The organism is Cellulosimicrobium sp. I38E (genome assembly GCF_001647255.1).
Classification (GTDB): Bacteria; Actinomycetota; Actinomycetes; order Actinomycetales; family Cellulomonadaceae; genus Cellulosimicrobium; species Cellulosimicrobium cellulans_E.
This window is the reverse complement of the sequence record NZ_LUAZ01000050.1, coordinates 97,806-115,645: the sequence shown is the minus strand read 5'-3', so window position 1 is coordinate 115,645 and position 17,840 is coordinate 97,806. Positions and strand designations below refer to the sequence as shown.

Sequence of the window (17,840 nt, the reverse complement as noted above, 5' to 3'; positions counted from 1 at the left end):
GATCTCGGCGTCTCCACGCCGTGCGCGAAATCCCCTGGCGCGGTCCGCAGGGGCGGACGTACCGTCGTCGTACACGCGAAAGGAGGTGGTCCTGGAAGTGAAGATTCTTCGGACTCGTGAGGTGGTTGCGCGCTAGTCGTCGCGCAACCGATCCAGCAACGGACCGGATGCGGTGAGCCCGTGAACCGGGCGGGGTCTCCCGAGGGGAGGCGCCCGACGGCGAGCGAGTACCACGCAACCACCGGAGCCCGCGGGTGTCGTGCCCTCGTCCAGCACGACAGGAGGAACCCTCCAGCCCGCGGGCTTCTCGCTGCCCGCGTCCCCGCGCTGGGTGCAGGAGATCGTCGCGCCCGGACGTGCCGGACGCGACTGTCTCCGGCACTCAGCGGGCGGCGGAGGCCGGCTCCGGGGCGGGGGTCGCGGTGTCGGCGGCAGCGGGAGCGGCCGGTTCGACGACGGCCCGACGTCGCCGCGGCGCCCCCATCGCGACGGCCGCGAGGGCGAACGCGACGACGGGCACCCACAGCGCGGTGTGGAACGCAGCCAGGCCGGCCTCCCGGCCCGTGCCGTCCCCGAGTGCGACGACGCTGACGGCCGTCGCCGCGGAGATGCCGATCGCCGCGCCGAGCTGGAACGACGTGTTGAGCACCCCGCCCGCCACGCCCTGCTCGGCGTCGCTCACGCCCGTCGTCGCCGCGATGGCGATCGGCCCGTAGACCAGCGCGAAAGCCACCCCGACGAGCGCCAACGACGGGACCATGAGGGCGTACGTCCAGTCGAGCCCGGACGCGAGGAACCACGCCGCGGCGAGCGTCCCGGCGACGAGCCCCCCGACGATCACGCGCGGCACGCCGAAGCGCTCCACGAGGCGCGGCGTGAGGACGGGCGCCAGGACGACGTCGATCGCCATGAGGAGCATCGCGAGACCGGTCTGGAGCGGCGTCCAGCCGCGCAGCTCCTGGAGATAGAGCGTGAGGAGCACCTGGAACCCGTAGAACCCGCCCGCGAAGAGCACGGCCGTGACGTTCGCCCGCACGAGCTCGGTCGAGCGGAAGAGCCGCAGCGGCAGGAGCGGGTGCGGGGCCCGGCGCTGGCGGGCGACGAACGCCGTGAGGAGCGCCGCCCCGCCCGCGAGCGCACCGACGGTCCACGCGACCCCCTCGACCGGGTGCTCGAGGCGCACGATGCCGACGGCGAGCAGGACCATGGCGCTCGTCGCCAGCACGGCGCCGAGCACGTCGAGCGCGCCACGGTCTCGGGTCGTCGGGTCGCGCGGGACCGTCACCAGGGCGAGCGCGAGGAGCACCACGGCGAGGAGCACCGGGGCGAAGAAGACCCACCGCCAGTGGATCGCGGCCAGGAGCCCGCCCACCACGAGCCCGAGCGAGAAGCCCGCCGCGCCCGCGGCACCGTAGACGACGAGCGCGCGGTTGCGGCGCGGGCCCTCGGCGAACGACGTGGTGATGAGCGACATCCCGGCCGGCGTGAGGAACCCTGCCGCGACGCCCGTCACGAACCGCGACAGGAGGAGCATCCACCCGTCGGTCGCGAAGCCACCGAGCCCGGAGAACACGAGGAACACGAGCAGCCACAGGACGAACATGCGGCGTCGGCCGTAGAGGTCGGCCGCGCGCCCGCCGAGGAGCATGAACCCGCCGTACCCGACGACGTAGGCCGTCACGACCCCGCCGAGCTCGCCCGTCGCGAGCCCCAGGTCGGCGCGGATCCCGGGGAGCGCGACGGAGAGCATCGCGATGTCGCTGCCCTCGAGGAAGATCGCCCCGCACAGCACGAGGAGCAGCCCCCAGTCCCGGAGGGTGAAGCGTGCGGCCGCCCGCGCGCTCTCGTGGCGGCTCGTGGTCCCGTCGGTCATGGACGTCCCCTTCCTCCGGAGCACCTCTCGGTACTCGGTTACCTCTTGATACCGAGCCCATCGTGGGTCAGGATCGGGAGGCATGGAAGACGGCACATTCGACGTACCTGGTATCACCGGAGATACCGTGGCGGCGCAGCAGCGGCCCGAGGTCGGGCCCGTTGGCGCGCACGACGACGTCGCCGCGGCCGAGGTCTGCGACCCGCGCCCGCCGTCGAGGTGGGAGAGCGACGTCGACGTCTGGCAGTGGGACGCGCGCGAGGACTGCGAGGTGCGCCAGATCCTCGACCGCATCGCGGACAAGTGGTCGCTGCTCGCCATCGCGCTGCTCGACCGCCGGGTCATGCGGTTCACGGAGCTCAAGCGGGAGATCGACGGGATCAGCCAGCGCATGCTGTCGCGCACGCTGCGCCAGCTCGAGCGCGACGGCATCGTCGAGCGCACGGTCTACCCGACCGTCCCGCCGCGCGTCGACTACGCCCTCACCGAGATGGGCCGCTCGCTCCACGCGACGACCAAGGCGCTCGTGGTGTGGACCGAGGCGCACCAGGAGCGCATCGCGGCAGCGCGCAGCGCCTACGACGAGCGCGAGGCGTCGCTCCAGGACCTCTGACCCACCCCGTGAGGGCATGCACACCCGTCGAGTGCGGAAATGGTCGCGCCCGGCACGTCCGGACGCGACCGCCTCCTGCACTCACGGGGTGGTGAGGTGGGGTTCGACGAGCTCCACGTAGCGGCGGGCGAGGGTCGCGACGACGTCCGCGCCGCGTGCGGCCCAGACGTCGGCGTGGAAGATCTCGACCTCCACGTCGCCCGTGTAGCCCGCCTGGGCGACCGAGCGCGTGAACGCGGTGAAGTCGACGTGGCCGTCGCCCATCATGCCGCGGCCCAGCAACGTGTCCGCGGGCAGCGGCGTGATCCAGTCGCACACCTGGTAGCTGACGATCCGTCCTGCGGCGCCCGCCCGGGCGATCTGCTCGTGGACCTTCGGCTCCCACCACAGGTGGTAGGTGTCGACGACGACGCCCACCTCCGCGGGTGCGAACGGTTCCGCGAGGTCGAGGGCCTGCTCGAGCGTCGAGACGACGCCGCGGTCCGCCGCGAAGATCGGGTTCATCGGCTCGATGCCGAGCGTCACGCCCGCGTCGCGCGCCGCCGGGACGAGGGCGGCGATCGCCTCCGCCGCGCGCGCCCGTGCACCCATCAGGTCGCGGTCGCCGTCGGGCAGGCCGCCCGGGACGAGGACGAGCGTGGGCGCCCCGAGCGCAGCCGCCTCGGCGATCGCGGCGAGGTTGCTCGCGTGGGCCGCGGCGCGCGCGTCCGGGTCGCTCGCGGTGAAGAAGCCGCCGCGGCACACGGACGACACCCGTAGCCCGGCGTCCTGCACCCACCGCACCGCGGTGTCGAGCCCGACCTCCGCGACCGGCTCGCGCCAGACGCCGATCGCCGGGAGCCCCGCGGCGACGCACCCGTCGATCGCCTCGCGCAGCGACCAGTGCGCCGTCGTCCGCTGGTTCAGGGAGAGCCGCGCGAGCCGAGGATCGCCGGGCTCCGGCGTCGGCACCCGCGCGGCCACCCCGCTCGGCACGTCCACGAGGCCCGCCCCGCCGAACAGGTGGTCCTGGTCCGTCCCGCCACCAGCACGAGCCAAGACCACCTGGTCGGCGGAAGACCGGGGGCCGGAGGACGGGAACTCCGAGATCTCGGTGCTCATGCGACCACCTCGTCGAGGTCCGCCCGGGCAGACGCGGCAGTGGCGGACGCCGCTGGACTCGTTGCGGAACCGACCTCGGTGCCGACCTCGATGCCCGCCGCCGCGAGCACGAGGCCGAGGCGGTGCGCGGCGAGGTCCGGGTCCGGCAGGAGGCGTGCCTCGTTCGCGAGCTCGAAGGCCCGCGCGAGGTGGACGACGCTCCGCGCCGACTGGAGGCCCCCCACCATCGTGAAGCCGGGCTGATGACCCGACAGCCACGCGAGGAACGCGATGCCGGTCTTGTAGTAGTACGTCGGCGCCTCGAAGACGTGCCGGGAGAGCGCGAGCGTCGGGGCCATCTCGGCGTCGTAGCGGTCGAGGTCGCCGTCGTCGAGCGCCGTCAGCGCGGCCGAGGCGGCGGGCGCGACGGCCGCGAACGCGCCGAGGAGCGCGTCGGAGTGCCGCTCGCCGTCGCCCCGGATGAGCTCGGGGTAGTGGAAGTCGTCGCCCGTGTACAACCGGACACCCTCGGGAAGTACGGCGCGCAGACCGACCTCGTGCGCCGCCGAGAGCAGGGACACCTTGACCCCGTCGACGCGGTCGGCGTGCGCCCGCACGAGGTCGACGAACGTCGCGGTCGCGGTGTCGACGTCCCCGGACCCCCAGTACCCGCGCAGGTTCGGGTCGAACGCCTCGCCGAGCCAGTGCAGCACGACCGGCTCGCGCACCTGGGACAGGATCGCGTCGTACACGCGCACGTAGTCGTCGGCCGACGTCGCGACGCGCGCGAGGTGCCGCGACGCCATGAGGATGACCTGCGACCCCGTGCCCTCGACGAACTCGACCTGCTCGGCGTACGCGCCGATCACGTCGTCCACGGTCCGCAGGTCCTCGGGCGACCGGTGGTCGGTCCCCGCGCCCGACGCGATGCGCGCGCCGAGCTCCTGGGCCTGCGCCGCGCTGCGCGACACGAGCTCCTGGACCGCGGGCCAGTCGAGACCCATGTTGCGCTGCGCGGTGTCCATCGCCTCGGCGACGCCCAGCCCGTACCGGAACAGGTGCCGCCGGAACGCGAGGGTCGAGTCCCAGTCGACGACGGCGGGCGCGCCCAGGACGTTCTCGCCCCGCGGGTCCGCGACGACGTGCGCCGCCGCGAACGCGACGCGCGAGGCGTACGGGCCGGGGTGGTCCGCCCACTGGCGGGGCGCACGCAGCTCGACGAACCGCGTACCGCCGTCGGCCAGCGGGATCCGCACCCCGCCCGCGCCGCTCACGCCCCCGCCCCGGACGCCGCGCCCAGCTCGACCCGCCGCCCCTCGCGCGACGACGTGTACCCCGCGTCCACGAGGCGCAGGCCGCGCACGCCGGCGTCGAAGTCGTAGGGGTGCGGGCGCCCGGCGTGGACGTCGCGCAGGAACTCCTCCCACTGCGCGCGGAACCCGTTGACGAACTCCTGGTTGTCCGGGATCTGCTCCCACTGGGCACGGAAGTCCTGGTCGGTGGGCAGGTCCGGGTTCCACACGGGCTTGGGCGTGCGGGCCCGGGACTGGATGCGGCACCCGAACAGCCCTGCCACCGCGGACCCGTGCGTCCCGTCGACCTGGAACTCGACGAGCTCGCCCCGGTCCACGCGCACCGCCCACGACGAGTTCACCTGCGCGAGGATCGGGCCGTCCGCCCCGGCGAGCTCGAAGATCCCGTACGCCGCGTCGTCGGCCGTCGCGGCGTAGGGCTTGCCGTGCTCGTCCCAGCGCTCGGGGATGTGGGTCACGGCCTTCGCCATGACCGCCTCGACCGGCCCGAACAGGTTCTCCAGCACGTAGTTCCAGTGGCAGAACATGTCGAGGACCATCCCGCCGCCGTCCTCGGCGCGGTAGTTCCAGCTGGGGCGCTGCGCGGGCTGCCAGTCGCCCTCGAACACCCAGTACCCGAACTCGCCGCGGACGGACAGGATGCGGCCGAAGAACCCGCCGTCGATGAGCCGCTTCAGCTTGAGCAGGCCGGGCAGGTACAGCTTGTCGTGCACGACGCCGTGGATCACCCCGGCCGCGCGCGCCGCCTCGGCGAGCTCCTCGCCCTCGGCGACCGACTCCGCGATCGGCTTCTCCGTGTACACGTGCTTGCCCGCCGCGAGCGCCTTGAGGATCGCCTTGGTCCGCTCCGACGTGACCTGCGCGTCGAAGTAGATCGTGGCCGTCGGGTCCGCGAGCGCCGCGTCGAGGTCGGTCGTGTACTCGGCGACGCCGTGGCGCGCGGCGAGCTCCGCGAGCTTGGCGCGGTTGCGGCCCACGAGCACGGGCTCCACCTGGAGGCGCGTGCCGTCGTCGAGCTCGACGCCGCCGTCGTCCCGGATCGCGAGGATCGAGCGCACGAGGTGCTGGCGGTACCCCATGCGCCCGGTCACGCCGTTCATGACGATGCGCACGGTACGGGTGGTCGGTCGGTCGCCCCCTGCGGCGTCCGTGGTCTGGCTGGTCATGCTGGCGGTCATCCGTTCTGCGAGAGCGAGCGCTCGGCGGGCCGGCCGCCGAGGTAGAGCTCGGAGAGCTGGGGGTCGGCGAGGAGCTCGGGCGCGGGTCCGGTGATGTGGACGCGGCCGAGGTCGAGCACGCACCCGATGTCCGCCGTCTCGAGCGCGCGGCGCGCGTTCTGCTCGACGAGCAGGACCGCGACGCCGGCGTCGCGCATGCGCACGACCTGCTCGAACACGGTCGACGTCGTCTTGGGGTCGAGGCCCATCGACGGCTCGTCGAGCAGCACGACCTCCGGGCTCACCATGAGCGAGCGCGCGAACTCGACCTGCTTCTGCTGTCCGCCGGACAGCAGGCCCGCGAGCTGCTTCCACCGCTCGCCCACGATGGGGAAGAGGTTCTGCACGAACGCCACGCGCTCCGCGATCTTCTGCTTGTCGCGCAGGGTGTACGCGCCGAGGAGCACGTTCTCCGCGACCGTCATCTCGCGGAACACGCTGTGGCCCTGGAGCACGTGCGCCAGTCCGGACGTGAGCATCTCCTGCGGCCCCTGGCCCGTGACGTCGCGCCCACCGACGAGGATGCGGCCCGAGCGCGGCTTGAGCAGCCCGCTCGCGACCTTGAGCACCGTCGACTTGCCCGCGCCGTTGGGCCCGACGAGGCACACGACCGTGGCTGCCGGGACCTTGATGGTCAGCCCGCGCAGCACCATCGCCGCGCGGCCGTACCCGGCCTGGATGTCGTCCAGCTCGAGGAGGTACTCCTGCTTCGCCCCCGTCCCGGGGGTCGGGTCAGACACCAAGGTAGGCCTCCAGCACTCGCGGGTCGGCTTGCACGACGGCGGGGGTGCCCTCGGCGATCGGCCGGCCCCGGTCGAACACGATGACGTGGTGGGACAGGCTCATGACCATGTCCATGTTGTGCTCGACGACGAGGAACGTCTTGCCCTCGGCGTTGAGCTCCTGCACGAGCGTCCCGATGCGCCCGATGAGCGCGGGGTTCACGCCGCCCGCCGGCTCGTCGAGCATGATCGTGTCGGGGTCGCCCATGAGGACGCCCGCGAGCTCGAGCAGCTTCTGCTGCCCGTAGGACAGGTTGCGCGCCTCGACGTTCTCCAGGTGGTCGATGCCGACGCGCACGAGCAGCGCGCGCGCCTTGTCGATCTCCTCGGGGTTGCGCGCCCCGGCGAGCAGCTCGCGCACCGTCGTGCGCCGGACCGCGACGAGCATGTTCTCGAGGACGGTCATGCGGGGGAACACGCGGCAGAGCTGGAAGCTGCGCCCGATCCCGGCGCGCGCGATCTTGTGCGGCGCGCGCCGCGTGATGTCCTCGCCGCGGAACGTGACCGTGCCGGAGTCCGGCTTGATCATGCCCGTCACGCAGTTGAAGAACGTCGTCTTGCCCGACCCGTTCGGGCCGATGAGCGCGTTGATCTTGCCGTGCTGGAACGTGACCGTCGCGTCGCGGACGGCGTGGACGCCGCCGAACGACTTGGTGAGGCCGACGGTCTCGAGGTTGCGGGTCGTCGGGGGTGCGGTCGTCGTGCTCATCGGTCCTTCTCCTCTCCCGTGCCCTCCGCGGTCGGCTCGCCGTCCGCGTGCTGTCCCTGCTGCGTGACGGCGGCGGTCGGCTCGGCCGTCGGCTCGGCGGCCGCGGCGCGGTTGCGCTCGAGGAGCTCGGCCGCGGTCATCTCGCGGATCGAGGAGTCCTGCGGGCCGAAGCGCTTGAAGAGGGCCTGGGCCGCGGGGATGATCCCGTCCGGCATGAAGAGGACGACGACCCCGAGCAGCAGGGCGGTGGCGACGAGGTGGAACTGGGTGTCGCCGAACTCGAGCTTGAAGTACTCCAGCCCGGTGCCGACGACGACGGCGCCGAGGAGCGGGCCGAAGAGGTGCCGGACGCCGCCGAAGAGGGCCATGAGCACCATGTAGGAGCCGAGCATGATGGAGAACTGGAAGATCGGGTCGAGGTCGCCGAACCACAGGGCGTACATGCCGCCCGCGAGGCCGGTGAACGTCGCCGAGACGACGTAGGCGACGAGCTTGTAGTTGCGCGTCGGGACGCCGAGCGCCTGGGCCTTGTCCTCGTCCTCGCGGATCGCCTTGAGCCCGGTGCCGAAGCGCGAGCGGTCGATCGCCCACCACGCGACGAGCATGACGACGAGCAGCGCGGCGAAGAGGTAGAAGAACGTGCGGTGGTGCTCGGGCCGCAGCAGGTCCGGGAACGGGCGCGGGACGACGAGGCCGTCGGAACCGCCCGTGAAGGAGCCCCACGCCTGGAAGACGAGCAGCAGGATGAGGACGAACGAGATGGACACGATGACGAACGACGCGCCGCGCACGCGTAGCGCCGCGATCCCGACGGGGATGGTGACGAGCAGGACGAGCGCGCCGGCGACGAGCCACGCGACGAAGCTCGGGAGCCCGACGTCGCGGATCAGCAGGCCCGTGCCGTACGCACCGAGCCCGAAGAACGCGGCGTGGCCGAGCGAGACGTACCCCGTGAAGCCGCCCATGAAGTTCCAGGCGGTCGCGGTGCACGCGTAGCTGAGGACGACGATGCCGGCCGACAGGATGTACGCGTTGGGCGCCATCGTCGGGAAGGCCAGGACGAGCACGGCGAGGACGACGAGCGCGGCGAGGCGGACGACGCGGCCCCAGGGGCGGCGTGCGGTGGGTGCGACGACGGCCGAGGCCGTGCTTGCGCCGTCGGGCACCGTGCGTGCGGCCGCGCGGCGGCTCGCGGGACGGGTGTCAGAAGCGTTGGGCAAGGCGACCTCCGAAGAATCCCTGGGGCCGCAGCATCAGCGTCGCGAACAGCGCGACGTAGAAGATGGTCTGCGCCCACGTGGTGCCGAGCGGCACCTGGAGCAGGCTCTGGCCGATGCCGAGCACCATGGCGGCGATCGCGGCGCCCGGGATGGACCCCAGGCCGCCGACGACGATGATCGCCATGAGCGGGCCGATCCAGTGCCAGTGCAGCGACGGGTAGATCGTCGCGTCGAGCGACAGCGCGGTCCCGCCGATCGCGGCGGTCGCGAGGCCGAGGCCGAAGCCGTAGCCCGCGACGCGGTCGGTCTTGATGCCGACGAGCTGCGCGGCCTCGCGGTGCTGGATCGTCGCGCGCAGCGCCTGGCCGAACCGGCTGTGCTTCATGAGCAGGTACAGCAGCGCGAGCGAGAGCGCCGCGAGCCCGAAGGCGACGAGCTTCACGACGGCGATCCGCGCCCCGAAGAACTCGATGCTCGCGCCCGAGTAGGGAAGCTGGATGCGCCGCTGCGTGCCGCTCCAGACGAAGCCGATCATGCCCTCGATGAAGAGCGCGACGGCGAACGTGAGGAGGACGGACATCATCGTGAGCGTCGCGGGCCGCAGGCGCGTGATGAGCAGGCGCTGCATGCCCACGCCGACGAGGAAGAACAGCGGCACGGTGACGACGAGCGACAGCAGCGGGTCCATGCCGGTCTGCTGGTTGAAGAACCAGGCGAGGTACGCGGCGAGGATGAGGAACGCCGAGTGGGCGATCATCACGACGCGCATCACGCCGAAGTACAGGGTGAGGCCCGCTGCCAGGAGGGCGTAGAGCCCTCCCAGCAGCACGCCGAGCACGAGGCTCTGGAAGAGGAGCGTTCCTGTCACGAGGCGATCACCAGGCCGGCTTGGGGAAGACGAACTCGGCTTCCTTGGCGTCCTGCGGCAGGACGATCTGGATCTCGCCGTCCACGTACTGCTGGATGAGGTGGGCGCCCTGCGGCTTGCCCGTCTCGTCCCAGGTCAGCGGCCCGACGACGGTCTCGACCTCGTTGCTGCGCAGCCACGAGATGAGCTCCTGCTGGCACTCGCCCTGCTCGGCGCAGCCCACGGCCTCGACCGCGGCGGCGACGACCTGGCCGGTCGTGTACGCGTTGGCCTCGTCCTCGCCGGGCGGGTTGCCGTGCAGCTCCGTGTACCGCTCGACGAAGTCGACGTTGGACGGCCAGCTCGCGGTCTCGGTGTAGCCGGTGGGCGAGAGGATGCCCTCGGTCTTGGAGCCGATCGCCGCGGAGAACTCCGGGTTGGTCGGCGCGGTGGAGAACGCCGCGAGCTGCGGCTGGTAGTTGAGCTGCTGGAGGGCCACGATCAGGTTCACCGCGTCCTGGTACTGCGTGCCGCCGATGACCATGTCCGCGCCCGAGTCGTTGATCTTCGCGGCGATAGAGGAGAAGTCGGTCGTGTTGGGCGGGTACACCTCGTCGACGACGATCTCGAGACCGGCGTCGGCGAGCTTGTCGCGCAGGCCGTAGGCCGTGCCCTGGGCGAAGGGGTCGTCCATCGAGGCCACCGCGACCGTCTGCGGACGCTCGCCCTCGGGCATGTCGAGGATGTGGTCGGCGAGGTAGTTGTAGTGGTCGTCGGCGACGGCGGGGGCGGCGTAGAAGAGGTTCTCGAAGCCCTGCTCGAAGACCTCGTTCGCGGCGCCGGCCGGCTCGACGAAGAGCATCCCGTACTCCTCGGCGACGCGGGCGCTCGGCACGACGAGGCGCGTCGAGAACGGCCCGAACACGAGGTCGACCTCGTCCTGGGCGATGAGCGCCTCGTAGTCCTGGACCACGCGGTCCGCGTTGGACTGGTCGTCGAGGATCTTGAGCTCGACCTGCCGCCCGAGGAGGCCCCCGTCCTCGTTGACGAACTGCGCCCAGGCCTCGTACCCGCGCTGGACGCCCTTGCCGGGCTCGGAGAAGTCGCCGGTGAGCGGGAGGGAGATACCGATGACGATCGGGTCGTCGGACCCGCCGCCTCCGCCCTCGCCGTCGGACCCGCCGGAGCACGCCGTGAGGACGAGCGCCGTCGCGGACACGCCGGCCGCGAGGGCGAGCGCGCGGCGTGAACGGGGGCGGGTGGACATCCGTGGAGTCGACCGAGAATGCATGGACGTGACTCTCCCTACTTCGTCGTAGTGAAGACCTGAGGCCGTACTGCTCCGTACGAGACTGCCTGTTTGCGAAAGCGCTTTCGTAAGCGCTTCCGCTAGAGTACGGTGCGGACAGCGGATGTGGCAAGCGTCACGTCGGGGAGGGCCCTCGGGCCGCCGACCGGGCGACGCACGGACGAGCGGAGCAGGGGTGCGTCGAGAGGGTCGGACCACGAAGGGCCGGAGCGCGCTGCGGCTGGTCGACGTCGCCGAGCGCGCGGGCGTGTCGCTCGCGACCGCGTCGCGCGCGCTGTCGGGCAGCGACGGCGTCTCGGAGGTGCTCGCGGAGCACGTCCGGGAGGTCGCGACGGAGATGGGCTACATCGCCAACCCGCACGCGCGCACGCTCGCCGGGGGCACCACGTCGGTCGCGGGCCTGCTCGTCTACGAGATCGGCGACCCCTACTTCTCCGAGATCGCGAGCGGCGTCGTGCGCGTCGCGACCGAGCACGGCTGGAGCGTCCAGATCAGCCACACCGAGCGCGAGCCCAGCGCCGAGGTCACGCAGATCCGGCTCATGCGCGCGCACCGCGTGGGCGTCATCCTCGTCGCCGGGTCCGGGTACGTCGAGCCCGCGATGGAGGCCGACGCCGCGCGCGAGCTCGAGGCGTTCCAGGAGGCCGGGGGGCGGGTCGTCGTCATCGGGCGGCACCACCTGCACAGCGACGCCGTGCTCCCGGACAGCGAGGCCGCGGCCGCGAGCCTCACGGACCACGTCCTCGGGCTGGGCCACCGCCGCCTGGCCATCGCCGCCGGGCCCGAGCGGCTCACCACCGTCGCCGACCGCACCGCCGGCATCCGGAGCGCGGTCGCGGCCCACGGCCTCGACCCGGACGACCTGTTCGTCGTCCACGCGCCCTTCACGCGCGAGGGTGGGCGCGACGCCACGCAGCGGATCCTCGCCCAGCGCCCGGACACGACGGCGATCCTCGCGCTCAACGACGCCATGGCCACCGGGGTGCTCTCGCTCCTGCGCGAGCGCGGCGTCGTCGTGCCGCGCGACATGTCCGTCACCGGGTTCGACGACATCCAGGTCGCCCAGGACCTCGCACCCGCGCTGACCACGGTGCGCCTCCCGATGAGCGAGATGGGCGCGACGGCGTTCGAGCTGGCGCTCCGGCCGCCGTCGGGCCGACCGCGCCGCAAGCGCACCGACCACGAGCTCGTGGTCCGCGACTCCACGGCCCCACCCCGCCCCGGCCCGCTGTGGGCTGGGTGAGGGCGTCTCAGAAGGGCTTGCGGGCCACGACGAGGAAGCGCGGGGCCTCGTCGACGAACTCGTGGCCCGCGGCGAGGTGCAGGTGCAGGGCCCGCAGCGGAGCCTCGTACCGGGCGACCGCCTCGGGCGACAGCGAGGCGAGGTCGGGCACCTGCCACGCGATGAGCTTGAGGTACCAGAGCACGGACGACAGGTCGCGGAAGCGGCGCAGCCCCTCGTGCTCACGCGCCACGTCGACGACGAAGCCCGCGTCCCGCAGCACCTCGACCGCGGCCTCGAGCGTCACCGAGTCCGGGTCCCACGGCAGCTCGACGCCGAGCGCCGTGTTGAGCCGCAGGCCGTCGCGGGTGTCGACCTGCTGGGTGAGGAACACCCCGCCCGGCTCGAGCACACGCAGCACCTCGTCGGGGTCGAACTCCTCGTGCCGGTCCAGCACGACCGCGAACTGGCCGTCGAAGAACGGCAGGAGCTGCTCGTCGTCGCCCTCCACGGACCGCACCTCGACGCCCAGGGGCTCGAGCCGGCGTCGGGCCACGGGCAGGTTGGGCGCCCAGCCCTCCGTCGCCGCCGACCCGGCGGGCAGCGGTCCCAACGTGGACAGGAGCTCGCCGCCGCCGGTCCCCAGGTCGAGCACCGGGCCGCGGCCGCTGCCGACCAGCTCGCGCGCGAGCGCGGCGTAGTCCCACGGCAGCGGGTCCTCGACGACGCGCTCCGCCACGGGCGAGAGGTCGAACCCGACCACCGGCACGGCACGGGCCCAGGCGACGTGCTCCTCGAACGAGGCGTCCCGGGCGGGGACGGGCACGTCGGCCGCCCGGTCGGAGGTGGCGGGGGTGTCGGGGACCGCGGCAGGCATGGGTCGATTGTCACCCGCCCCGGCGCCGACGCCGAACGCGCACGCCGAGCCGGCAGAGACCCGACGGGGAGTCCTCCCCATCGCCGCGAGGCGCGTGCGCGCGGTAGCCTCCCCGATGCCCGTTTCGTGCGTTCCGTGACGCACGGGGCGCGGCGGGGACACGGATCGACCGACGAGGGGACGAGGACGACGTGAGCGGGATGTGGGGCGCCGACGTCACTGAGCTGAGGAGGCTCGCGCAGTCGCTGCGCTCCGCCTCCGACCAGCTCGTGAGCACGACGTCCGAGGTCAGCGGCCTCGTGGAGGCCGCTGGCCGGTGGCAGGGTGGGGACGCCGACCAGTTCCGGGGCGAGTGGACCGGGTCCTCGGTGGCGCTCCTGCGCGGGGTGAGCCAGACGCTCGCCGAGGCGTCGCAGGCGGTGCTGCGCAACGCCGACGAGCAGTACCTGACGAGCACCGAGGGCGGCACGATCCCGTCTCCCGGCGTGCCCGGCCCGGGCGTGCCCACGGGCCCCGGCGGCGGGCCGCTCGGTGGCGGGACCCCGCTCGCCGGGTCGATCTGGGACGTCGGTGAGACCCTCGTGGAGGCGGGGACGTACGTCCTCGACGGGCTGAAGGCCTGGAAGGTCGGCCAGTCCCTCACCGCGTTCCTCCAGGCCAGCCGCCTCGCCGACCTGTCCGACGCCGCCGCGAGCGCGTCGGTCTTCGCGCGCGGCATGGTCCTCGACGACGCGATGGGGTTCCTGGGCGGGCTCGGGACGGCGGGCCGGCTCGTGGGCGGCGTCGGCGGCCTGTTCGGCGTCATCGGCGGCGTCAACCAGATGTTCAACACCGAGTACGACGGCGTCCGGGGCGGCGTCGACCGCGTCATGGGCGGCCTGTCGGTCGTGGGCGGCGCGGGGACGATGCTCATGATGGCGGGCATGCTCACCAATCCCGTGGGCATCGGGATCGTGGTGGGCGCGGGCGTCGTCGCGGGCGCCTGGGCGCTGGGGAACCTGGTCGTCGACAACTGGGACGCGATCTCCGGGTTCGCCACCAACCCCGGCCCGTACCTCGCCGACGGGTGGAACACCGTGACGGACTTCGCGGGCGACGCGGTCGATACGATCGGGGACGTCGCGTCCGACGTCGGGGACGCGATCGGCGACGGCCTCTCCGCCGCCGGTGACTTCGTCGGAGGGCTCTTCTCGTGACCCAGCAGACCATGCGGTGGTCCGCGTCGGACATCGCCGCGGCCGAGAGCGCGCTGGAACGGGCCGTCGCGGGCGAGGTCACGCACGTCGTCACGCTCACCGACGAGGAGATCGTCATCCTCGACGGGCTCCAGAACCCCCAGCTCGTGGCGGTCCCGTGGCTCGACGCGCAGGAGGGCGCGGACCGCGCGCTCGTGGGCCGCGTCGCGCTCCGCTCGCTCCTCGCCCGCGGCATGGTCGTGCCGAGCGAGGACGCGGCCGCGGCCGAGCCCGTGGACGGCCGGCCGGCCGTCGGCATCGAGGCCGTCCCGGAGATCACGGGTCCGCTCGTCCTGCGCCGCACGGCGCACGCGATCCTGTCCGTCGAGCGCACGACGTCGCTCGGCCGGCACTGGGTGTACGTCTACCTCCACGAGGACGACCGCGTGCTCGAGGAGGAGGTCGCCCCCAGCGGCCACCACGCGTTCAGCGTCTACCCGTTGTCCGAGCTCGCGGGTCGGCTCGCGGTCTTCGTCGACCCGGCCTCCCAGGCCCTGCTCGACGGTCGCTCCCAGACGTTCACGCCCGACGACTTCGCCGCCCGGGCGTCGAGCCTGCCGGAGCTCGCGGGAGCGCTGGCCGTGACGACGCTCGGCGCGGTGCACGCGGGCTCCGACGTCCTGGAGCAGGTGAGCGTCTACGCGACCCCCGACGGCGTGTACACCGTCCGGGGCGGCGAGCACGGGGCCGACGGCGCACCGACGTCGCTCACGCTCTCCGAGGTCGGGGCGGCCACGGTCCGCCGTCTCCCGCTCGAGCTGCTCGGCCGATGAGCGGGCCGATGGCGGGGACCGTGACCGGTGCGCGCGCGACGCGCAAGGTGCGCCACCACGCCGAGCTGTCGGGCCTCGGCACGGTCCGGCACGTGTCGGCGGCGACGCCGAACGCCCCGGCGTGGGCGGTGACGGTGGTCGTGGTGCTCGTGTTCTCCGTCGGGCCGGCGCTCGTGGGGAACGCGGGGCCCGCCGCGATCGGCTACCTCCTGCCGTCGTTCGCGGCGATCGCCGCCGTGATCCTCTGGTTCCTCGGGTCCGAGAAGCTGGTCGTGCTCGACCACGGGATCCTCGTCGGCTCGTTCGCCCCGTTCCTGCGTCCGGTCGCGGTGCCCTTCGCGGCATTCGACGTGCGGACCGTGCGCGCCGCCGTCGCGAGCCCGCGCACCCTCGGTCTGCTGCTCACCGACCGCGGCGTGTCGACGGCGTCGCGCACCGTGCTCTGGTCGCGCCGCACCGTGACCTTCGTGGGGGTCGCGCCGAGCCAGCTCCGGCAGGCGCGCGCGCGGGGGCTGCACGTCGACCTCGCGACCGCGACGGCCGTCGACCTCTGGGTCTTCTCGGCCCGCGACCCGCGTCGCCAGGAGCAGGTCGTCCGCGCGCTGGGCGACGCCACGCGCGCGGCCGGGGTGCCGGGCGCGGAGCAGGTCGAGGCGCTCGCCCTGCCCGCGCAGCCCGTGCAGGTGTCGCCGCAGGGCGCGGACCGTCTCGCGGTCCCGGAGCGGCTGCGCAGCGCGCGGGCGCGGCACCCGCAGACGACGCGCTGAGCGCCTCGCGGGCGGTCGACCGCCGGCGTCAGGCGGAGGTGGGTCCGAACGCCGCGGCGAGGCGCGCCGTCGGGCCGTCGCCCTCGGTGCTCGCGGCGCCGAGAGCGGCGACCTGGAGCACCATCCACGGGCTGAACGCCCACGGGGTGGCGGCGACCGCGCGCGCGACGTCGCGCGGGTCCGCCCAGGCGGTCTCCATGACCTCGTCGGGGTTCGGCTCGACCGTGCCCGCCGCGCGCGCCGCGTAGACCGGGCAGATCTCGTTCTCCACGACGCCGGAGGCGTCGACGGCGCGATAGCGGAAGCCCGGCACCGCGACCTCGAGGCCCGCGATCTCGAGCTCGAGCTCGTGCCGCGCGTGGCGGACGATCGACTCCTCGGTGGTCTCGGTCCAGCGCGGGTGCCCGCAGAAGGAGTTGGTCCACACCCCCGGCCACGTGCGCTTCGCGAGCGCGCGCCGCGTGAGCAGGAGGCGGCCCGCGTCGTCGAGCACGTAGCAGGAGAAGGCCAGGTGGAGGGGCGTCTCGGTCGTGTGGACCGCGGCGCGCTCGAAGGTGCCGGTCCGTCGACCCTGGTCGTCGACGGTGACGACGTGGTCGGCGGCGACGGGGACGTGCGAGGTCATGCGGCCACTCTCGCACACGCCGGTCCGGGACGGGGAAACGCTGTCAGGAGTCGGTGGGACGCCCGTGGCGGGGCCCGGGGGGGAGGGCCGGGCGCGGCGCGGCCGTGAGGGGAGTCACCCCGACGGCTCGTCGCACCGTCTTGCCGAGCCCACCCCGGAGTGAATTAAGGTGAGGGTAACCTCACTCGCAGACGACCGACCGGGCACGCGCCCCCGAGCAGATCCGAGCACCATGACCTCGCCCGCGACCGCCGACGCGCCGGCCGGCGTCCCCGACGGGACGCTCCGGCCCGCGACGGACCGCGACGACCGACCGGCCGGGGTCGCCCGCACCAACGCGGGGCGCAGCCTCGGGCTCCTCGTCGCCGTCGTGGTCCTCGTGCTCGCGATCGTGCTCAGCCTGGTCGTCGGCTCCAAGCCGGTCCCGCTCGGCACCGTCTGGGACGCGCTCACCGGGTACGACGGCTCGGGCGACCACGTGATCATCCGCGACCTGCGGCTGCCGCGCACGATCGTCGGCCTCCTGGTCGGCGCCGCGCTCGGGGTCTCGGGCGGGCTCATCCAGGCCATGACGCGCAACCCGCTGGCCGACCCGGGCATCCTCGGCGTCAACGCCGGAGCCGCGTTCGCCGTCGTGCTCGCGGTCGCGTTCCTCGGGTTCACGGACATCCAGTCCTTCATCTGGTTCGCGTTCGCCGGGGCGGTCGTGGCGACCGTCGCGGTCTACGCCATCGGGTCGCAGGGGCGCGGGGGAGCGACGCCGGTGCGCCTGACCCTCGCGGGCGTCGCGCTCGGGGCGGTCCTGGGCGGCATCTCGCAGGGCATCACGCTGCTCGACCCCGCGGCGTTCGACCGCATGCGCTTCTGGGGTGCCGGCTCGCTCGCCGGGCGCACGATGGAGATGGCCGGCACGATCGCGCCGTTCGTCGTGGTCGGGCTCGTCATCGCGATCGTCGTCGCCCGCCCGCTCAACACCATCGCGCTCGGCGACGACCTCGCGAGCTCGCTCGGCGCCCACGTCGGGCGCACGCGCATCCTCGTCGGCGCCGCGGTCATGCTGCTGTGCGGCGCCGCGACGGCGGCCGCCGGGCCGATCGCGTTCGTCGGGCTCATGGTGCCGCACGTCGCGCGCTGGACGGTCGGCCCCGACCAGCGCTGGATCCTCCCGTACTCGGCCGTGCTCGCGCCGGTCCTGCTGCTCGTGTCCGACGTCGTCGGCCGCGTCGTCGTCATGCCCGGCGAGCTCCAGGTCGGGATCGTCACCGCGTTCGTCGGCGCCCCCGTCCTCATCGCGCTCGTGCGCCGCTCGAAGGCGAGCGGGCTGTGAGCGCCCCGGTCCGGGACGACGCGCCCGTAGGCCCGTCCGTGCGCGGCGGCG

General features: G+C 73.4%; 17 protein-coding genes. 6 read left to right on the top strand and 11 right to left on the bottom strand.

Going from position 1 to position 17,840, the window contains the following annotated elements; genetic code table 11:
- Positions 1-382 precede the first annotated feature (382 nt).
- Positions 383-1,873, bottom strand: coding sequence for an MFS transporter (locus A0J59_RS15910; protein WP_064316754.1), 1,491 nt, complete (start codon positions 1,871-1,873; stop codon positions 383-385).
- A gap of 127 nt (positions 1,874-2,000) precedes the next feature.
- Here A0J59_RS15910 and A0J59_RS21305 point away from each other — a divergent pair, with 127 nt between their 5' ends.
- Positions 2,001-2,486, top strand: a complete 486-nt coding sequence (locus tag A0J59_RS21305; protein ID WP_255365269.1) for a helix-turn-helix domain-containing protein — start codon at positions 2,001-2,003, stop codon at positions 2,484-2,486.
- An 81-nt stretch (positions 2,487-2,567) separates the two neighbouring features.
- On the opposite strand, the gene A0J59_RS15900 is transcribed toward A0J59_RS21305, so the two are convergent.
- From A0J59_RS15900 to A0J59_RS15865, 8 genes are read right to left on the bottom strand one after another with little or no spacing between them, the layout of a single operon-like run.
- The gene (locus tag A0J59_RS15900; RefSeq protein WP_082919092.1) at positions 2,568-3,587 is read right to left on the bottom strand and encodes a sugar phosphate isomerase/epimerase; all 1,020 of its coding nucleotides are present in this window, start codon (positions 3,585-3,587) and stop codon (positions 2,568-2,570) included.
- Positions 3,584-4,840: a dihydrodipicolinate synthase family protein gene (locus A0J59_RS15895; protein WP_082919091.1), complete on the bottom strand. Its 1,257-nt coding sequence runs from the start codon at positions 4,838-4,840 to the stop codon at positions 3,584-3,586. The genes A0J59_RS15900 and A0J59_RS15895 overlap by 4 nt, the downstream gene beginning before the upstream one ends.
- Positions 4,837-6,045 (bottom strand): Gfo/Idh/MocA family protein, encoded by a 1,209-nt coding sequence (locus tag A0J59_RS15890; protein WP_197088703.1) that lies wholly within the window; start codon positions 6,043-6,045, stop codon positions 4,837-4,839. The genes A0J59_RS15895 and A0J59_RS15890 overlap by 4 nt, the downstream gene beginning before the upstream one ends.
- A gap of 8 nt (positions 6,046-6,053) precedes the next feature.
- Positions 6,054-6,836 (bottom strand): ABC transporter ATP-binding protein, encoded by a 783-nt coding sequence (locus A0J59_RS15885; RefSeq protein ID WP_237841047.1) that lies wholly within the window; start codon positions 6,834-6,836, stop codon positions 6,054-6,056.
- Positions 6,829-7,587 (bottom strand): ABC transporter ATP-binding protein, encoded by a 759-nt coding sequence (locus tag A0J59_RS15880; RefSeq protein WP_047230870.1) that lies wholly within the window; start codon positions 7,585-7,587, stop codon positions 6,829-6,831. The genes A0J59_RS15885 and A0J59_RS15880 overlap by 8 nt, the downstream gene beginning before the upstream one ends.
- The gene (locus tag A0J59_RS15875) at positions 7,584-8,807 is read right to left on the bottom strand and encodes a branched-chain amino acid ABC transporter permease (protein WP_231581645.1); all 1,224 of its coding nucleotides are present in this window, start codon (positions 8,805-8,807) and stop codon (positions 7,584-7,586) included. The genes A0J59_RS15880 and A0J59_RS15875 overlap by 4 nt, the downstream gene beginning before the upstream one ends.
- Positions 8,791-9,675, bottom strand: a complete 885-nt coding sequence (locus tag A0J59_RS15870) for a branched-chain amino acid ABC transporter permease (protein WP_047230871.1) — start codon at positions 9,673-9,675, stop codon at positions 8,791-8,793. Before A0J59_RS15870 ends, A0J59_RS15875 begins: the two co-directional genes overlap by 17 nt.
- A gap of 7 nt (positions 9,676-9,682) precedes the next feature.
- Positions 9,683-10,921 (bottom strand): amino acid ABC transporter substrate-binding protein, encoded by a 1,239-nt coding sequence (locus A0J59_RS15865; RefSeq protein WP_172820070.1) that lies wholly within the window; start codon positions 10,919-10,921, stop codon positions 9,683-9,685.
- A gap of 217 nt (positions 10,922-11,138) precedes the next feature.
- On the opposite strand from A0J59_RS15865, the gene A0J59_RS15860 reads away from it, so the two are divergent.
- Positions 11,139-12,206 carry a LacI family DNA-binding transcriptional regulator gene (locus A0J59_RS15860; RefSeq protein WP_047230872.1) on the top strand — a complete coding sequence of 356 codons (1,068 nt, stop codon included), beginning with the start codon at positions 11,139-11,141 and terminating at the stop codon, positions 12,204-12,206.
- Positions 12,207-12,213: 7 nt separating this feature from the next.
- Here the strand turns inward: A0J59_RS15860 and A0J59_RS15855 are convergent, their stop codons facing one another.
- A complete protein-coding gene (locus A0J59_RS15855) occupies positions 12,214-13,062 on the bottom strand; it encodes a class I SAM-dependent methyltransferase (RefSeq protein ID WP_082919090.1) in 849 nt (282 codons plus the stop codon).
- A 191-nt stretch (positions 13,063-13,253) separates the two neighbouring features.
- Here A0J59_RS15855 and A0J59_RS15850 point away from each other — a divergent pair, with 191 nt between their 5' ends.
- The 3 genes from A0J59_RS15850 to A0J59_RS15840 are packed head-to-tail and all read left to right on the top strand — an operon-like array spanning position 13,254 to position 15,837.
- Positions 13,254-14,258, top strand: coding sequence for a hypothetical protein (locus A0J59_RS15850; RefSeq protein ID WP_144425538.1), 1,005 nt, complete (start codon positions 13,254-13,256; stop codon positions 14,256-14,258).
- Positions 14,255-15,070, top strand: coding sequence for a hypothetical protein (locus A0J59_RS15845; protein ID WP_064316753.1), 816 nt, complete (start codon positions 14,255-14,257; stop codon positions 15,068-15,070). Before A0J59_RS15850 ends, A0J59_RS15845 begins: the two co-directional genes overlap by 4 nt.
- Complete coding sequence (locus A0J59_RS15840; RefSeq protein WP_220084499.1) at positions 15,067-15,837, top strand: hypothetical protein; 771 nt, start codon at positions 15,067-15,069, stop codon at positions 15,835-15,837. The genes A0J59_RS15845 and A0J59_RS15840 overlap by 4 nt, the downstream gene beginning before the upstream one ends.
- A gap of 28 nt (positions 15,838-15,865) precedes the next feature.
- On the opposite strand, the gene idi is transcribed toward A0J59_RS15840, so the two are convergent.
- Positions 15,866-16,462, bottom strand: coding sequence for an isopentenyl-diphosphate Delta-isomerase (gene idi / locus A0J59_RS15835; protein ID WP_047230875.1), 597 nt, complete (start codon positions 16,460-16,462; stop codon positions 15,866-15,868).
- 232 nt (positions 16,463-16,694) lie between these two features.
- Between idi and A0J59_RS15830 the strand changes: the two genes are divergently transcribed.
- Positions 16,695-17,789: an iron chelate uptake ABC transporter family permease subunit gene (locus A0J59_RS15830; protein WP_064316751.1), complete on the top strand. Its 1,095-nt coding sequence runs from the start codon at positions 16,695-16,697 to the stop codon at positions 17,787-17,789.
- Positions 17,790-17,840: the final 51 nt, after the last annotated feature.

Bases quoted from the DNA above. Each gene is read 5' to 3' on its own strand.
- A0J59_RS15910 (WP_064316754.1), bottom strand. From the start codon at position 1,873: ATGACCGACGGGACCACGAGCCGCCACGAGAGCGCGCGGGCGGCCGCA.
- A0J59_RS15900 (WP_082919092.1), bottom strand. From the start codon at position 3,587: ATGAGCACCGAGATCTCGGAGTTCCCGTCCTCCGGCCCCCGGTCTTCC.
- A0J59_RS15890 (WP_197088703.1), bottom strand. From the start codon at position 6,045: ATGACCAGCCAGACCACGGACGCCGCAGGGGGCGACCGACCGACCACC.
- A0J59_RS15880 (WP_047230870.1), bottom strand. From the start codon at position 7,587: ATGAGCACGACGACCGCACCCCCGACGACCCGCAACCTCGAGACCGTC.
- A0J59_RS15865 (WP_172820070.1), bottom strand. From the start codon at position 10,921: ATGTCCACCCGCCCCCGTTCACGCCGCGCGCTCGCCCTCGCGGCCGGC.
- A0J59_RS15855 (WP_082919090.1), bottom strand. From the start codon at position 13,062: ATGCCTGCCGCGGTCCCCGACACCCCCGCCACCTCCGACCGGGCGGCC.
- A0J59_RS15840 (WP_220084499.1), top strand. From the start codon at position 15,067: ATGAGCGGGCCGATGGCGGGGACCGTGACCGGTGCGCGCGCGACGCGC.
- idi (WP_047230875.1), bottom strand. From the start codon at position 16,462: ATGACCTCGCACGTCCCCGTCGCCGCCGACCACGTCGTCACCGTCGAC.
- A0J59_RS15830 (WP_064316751.1), top strand. From the start codon at position 16,695: ATGACCTCGCCCGCGACCGCCGACGCGCCGGCCGGCGTCCCCGACGGG.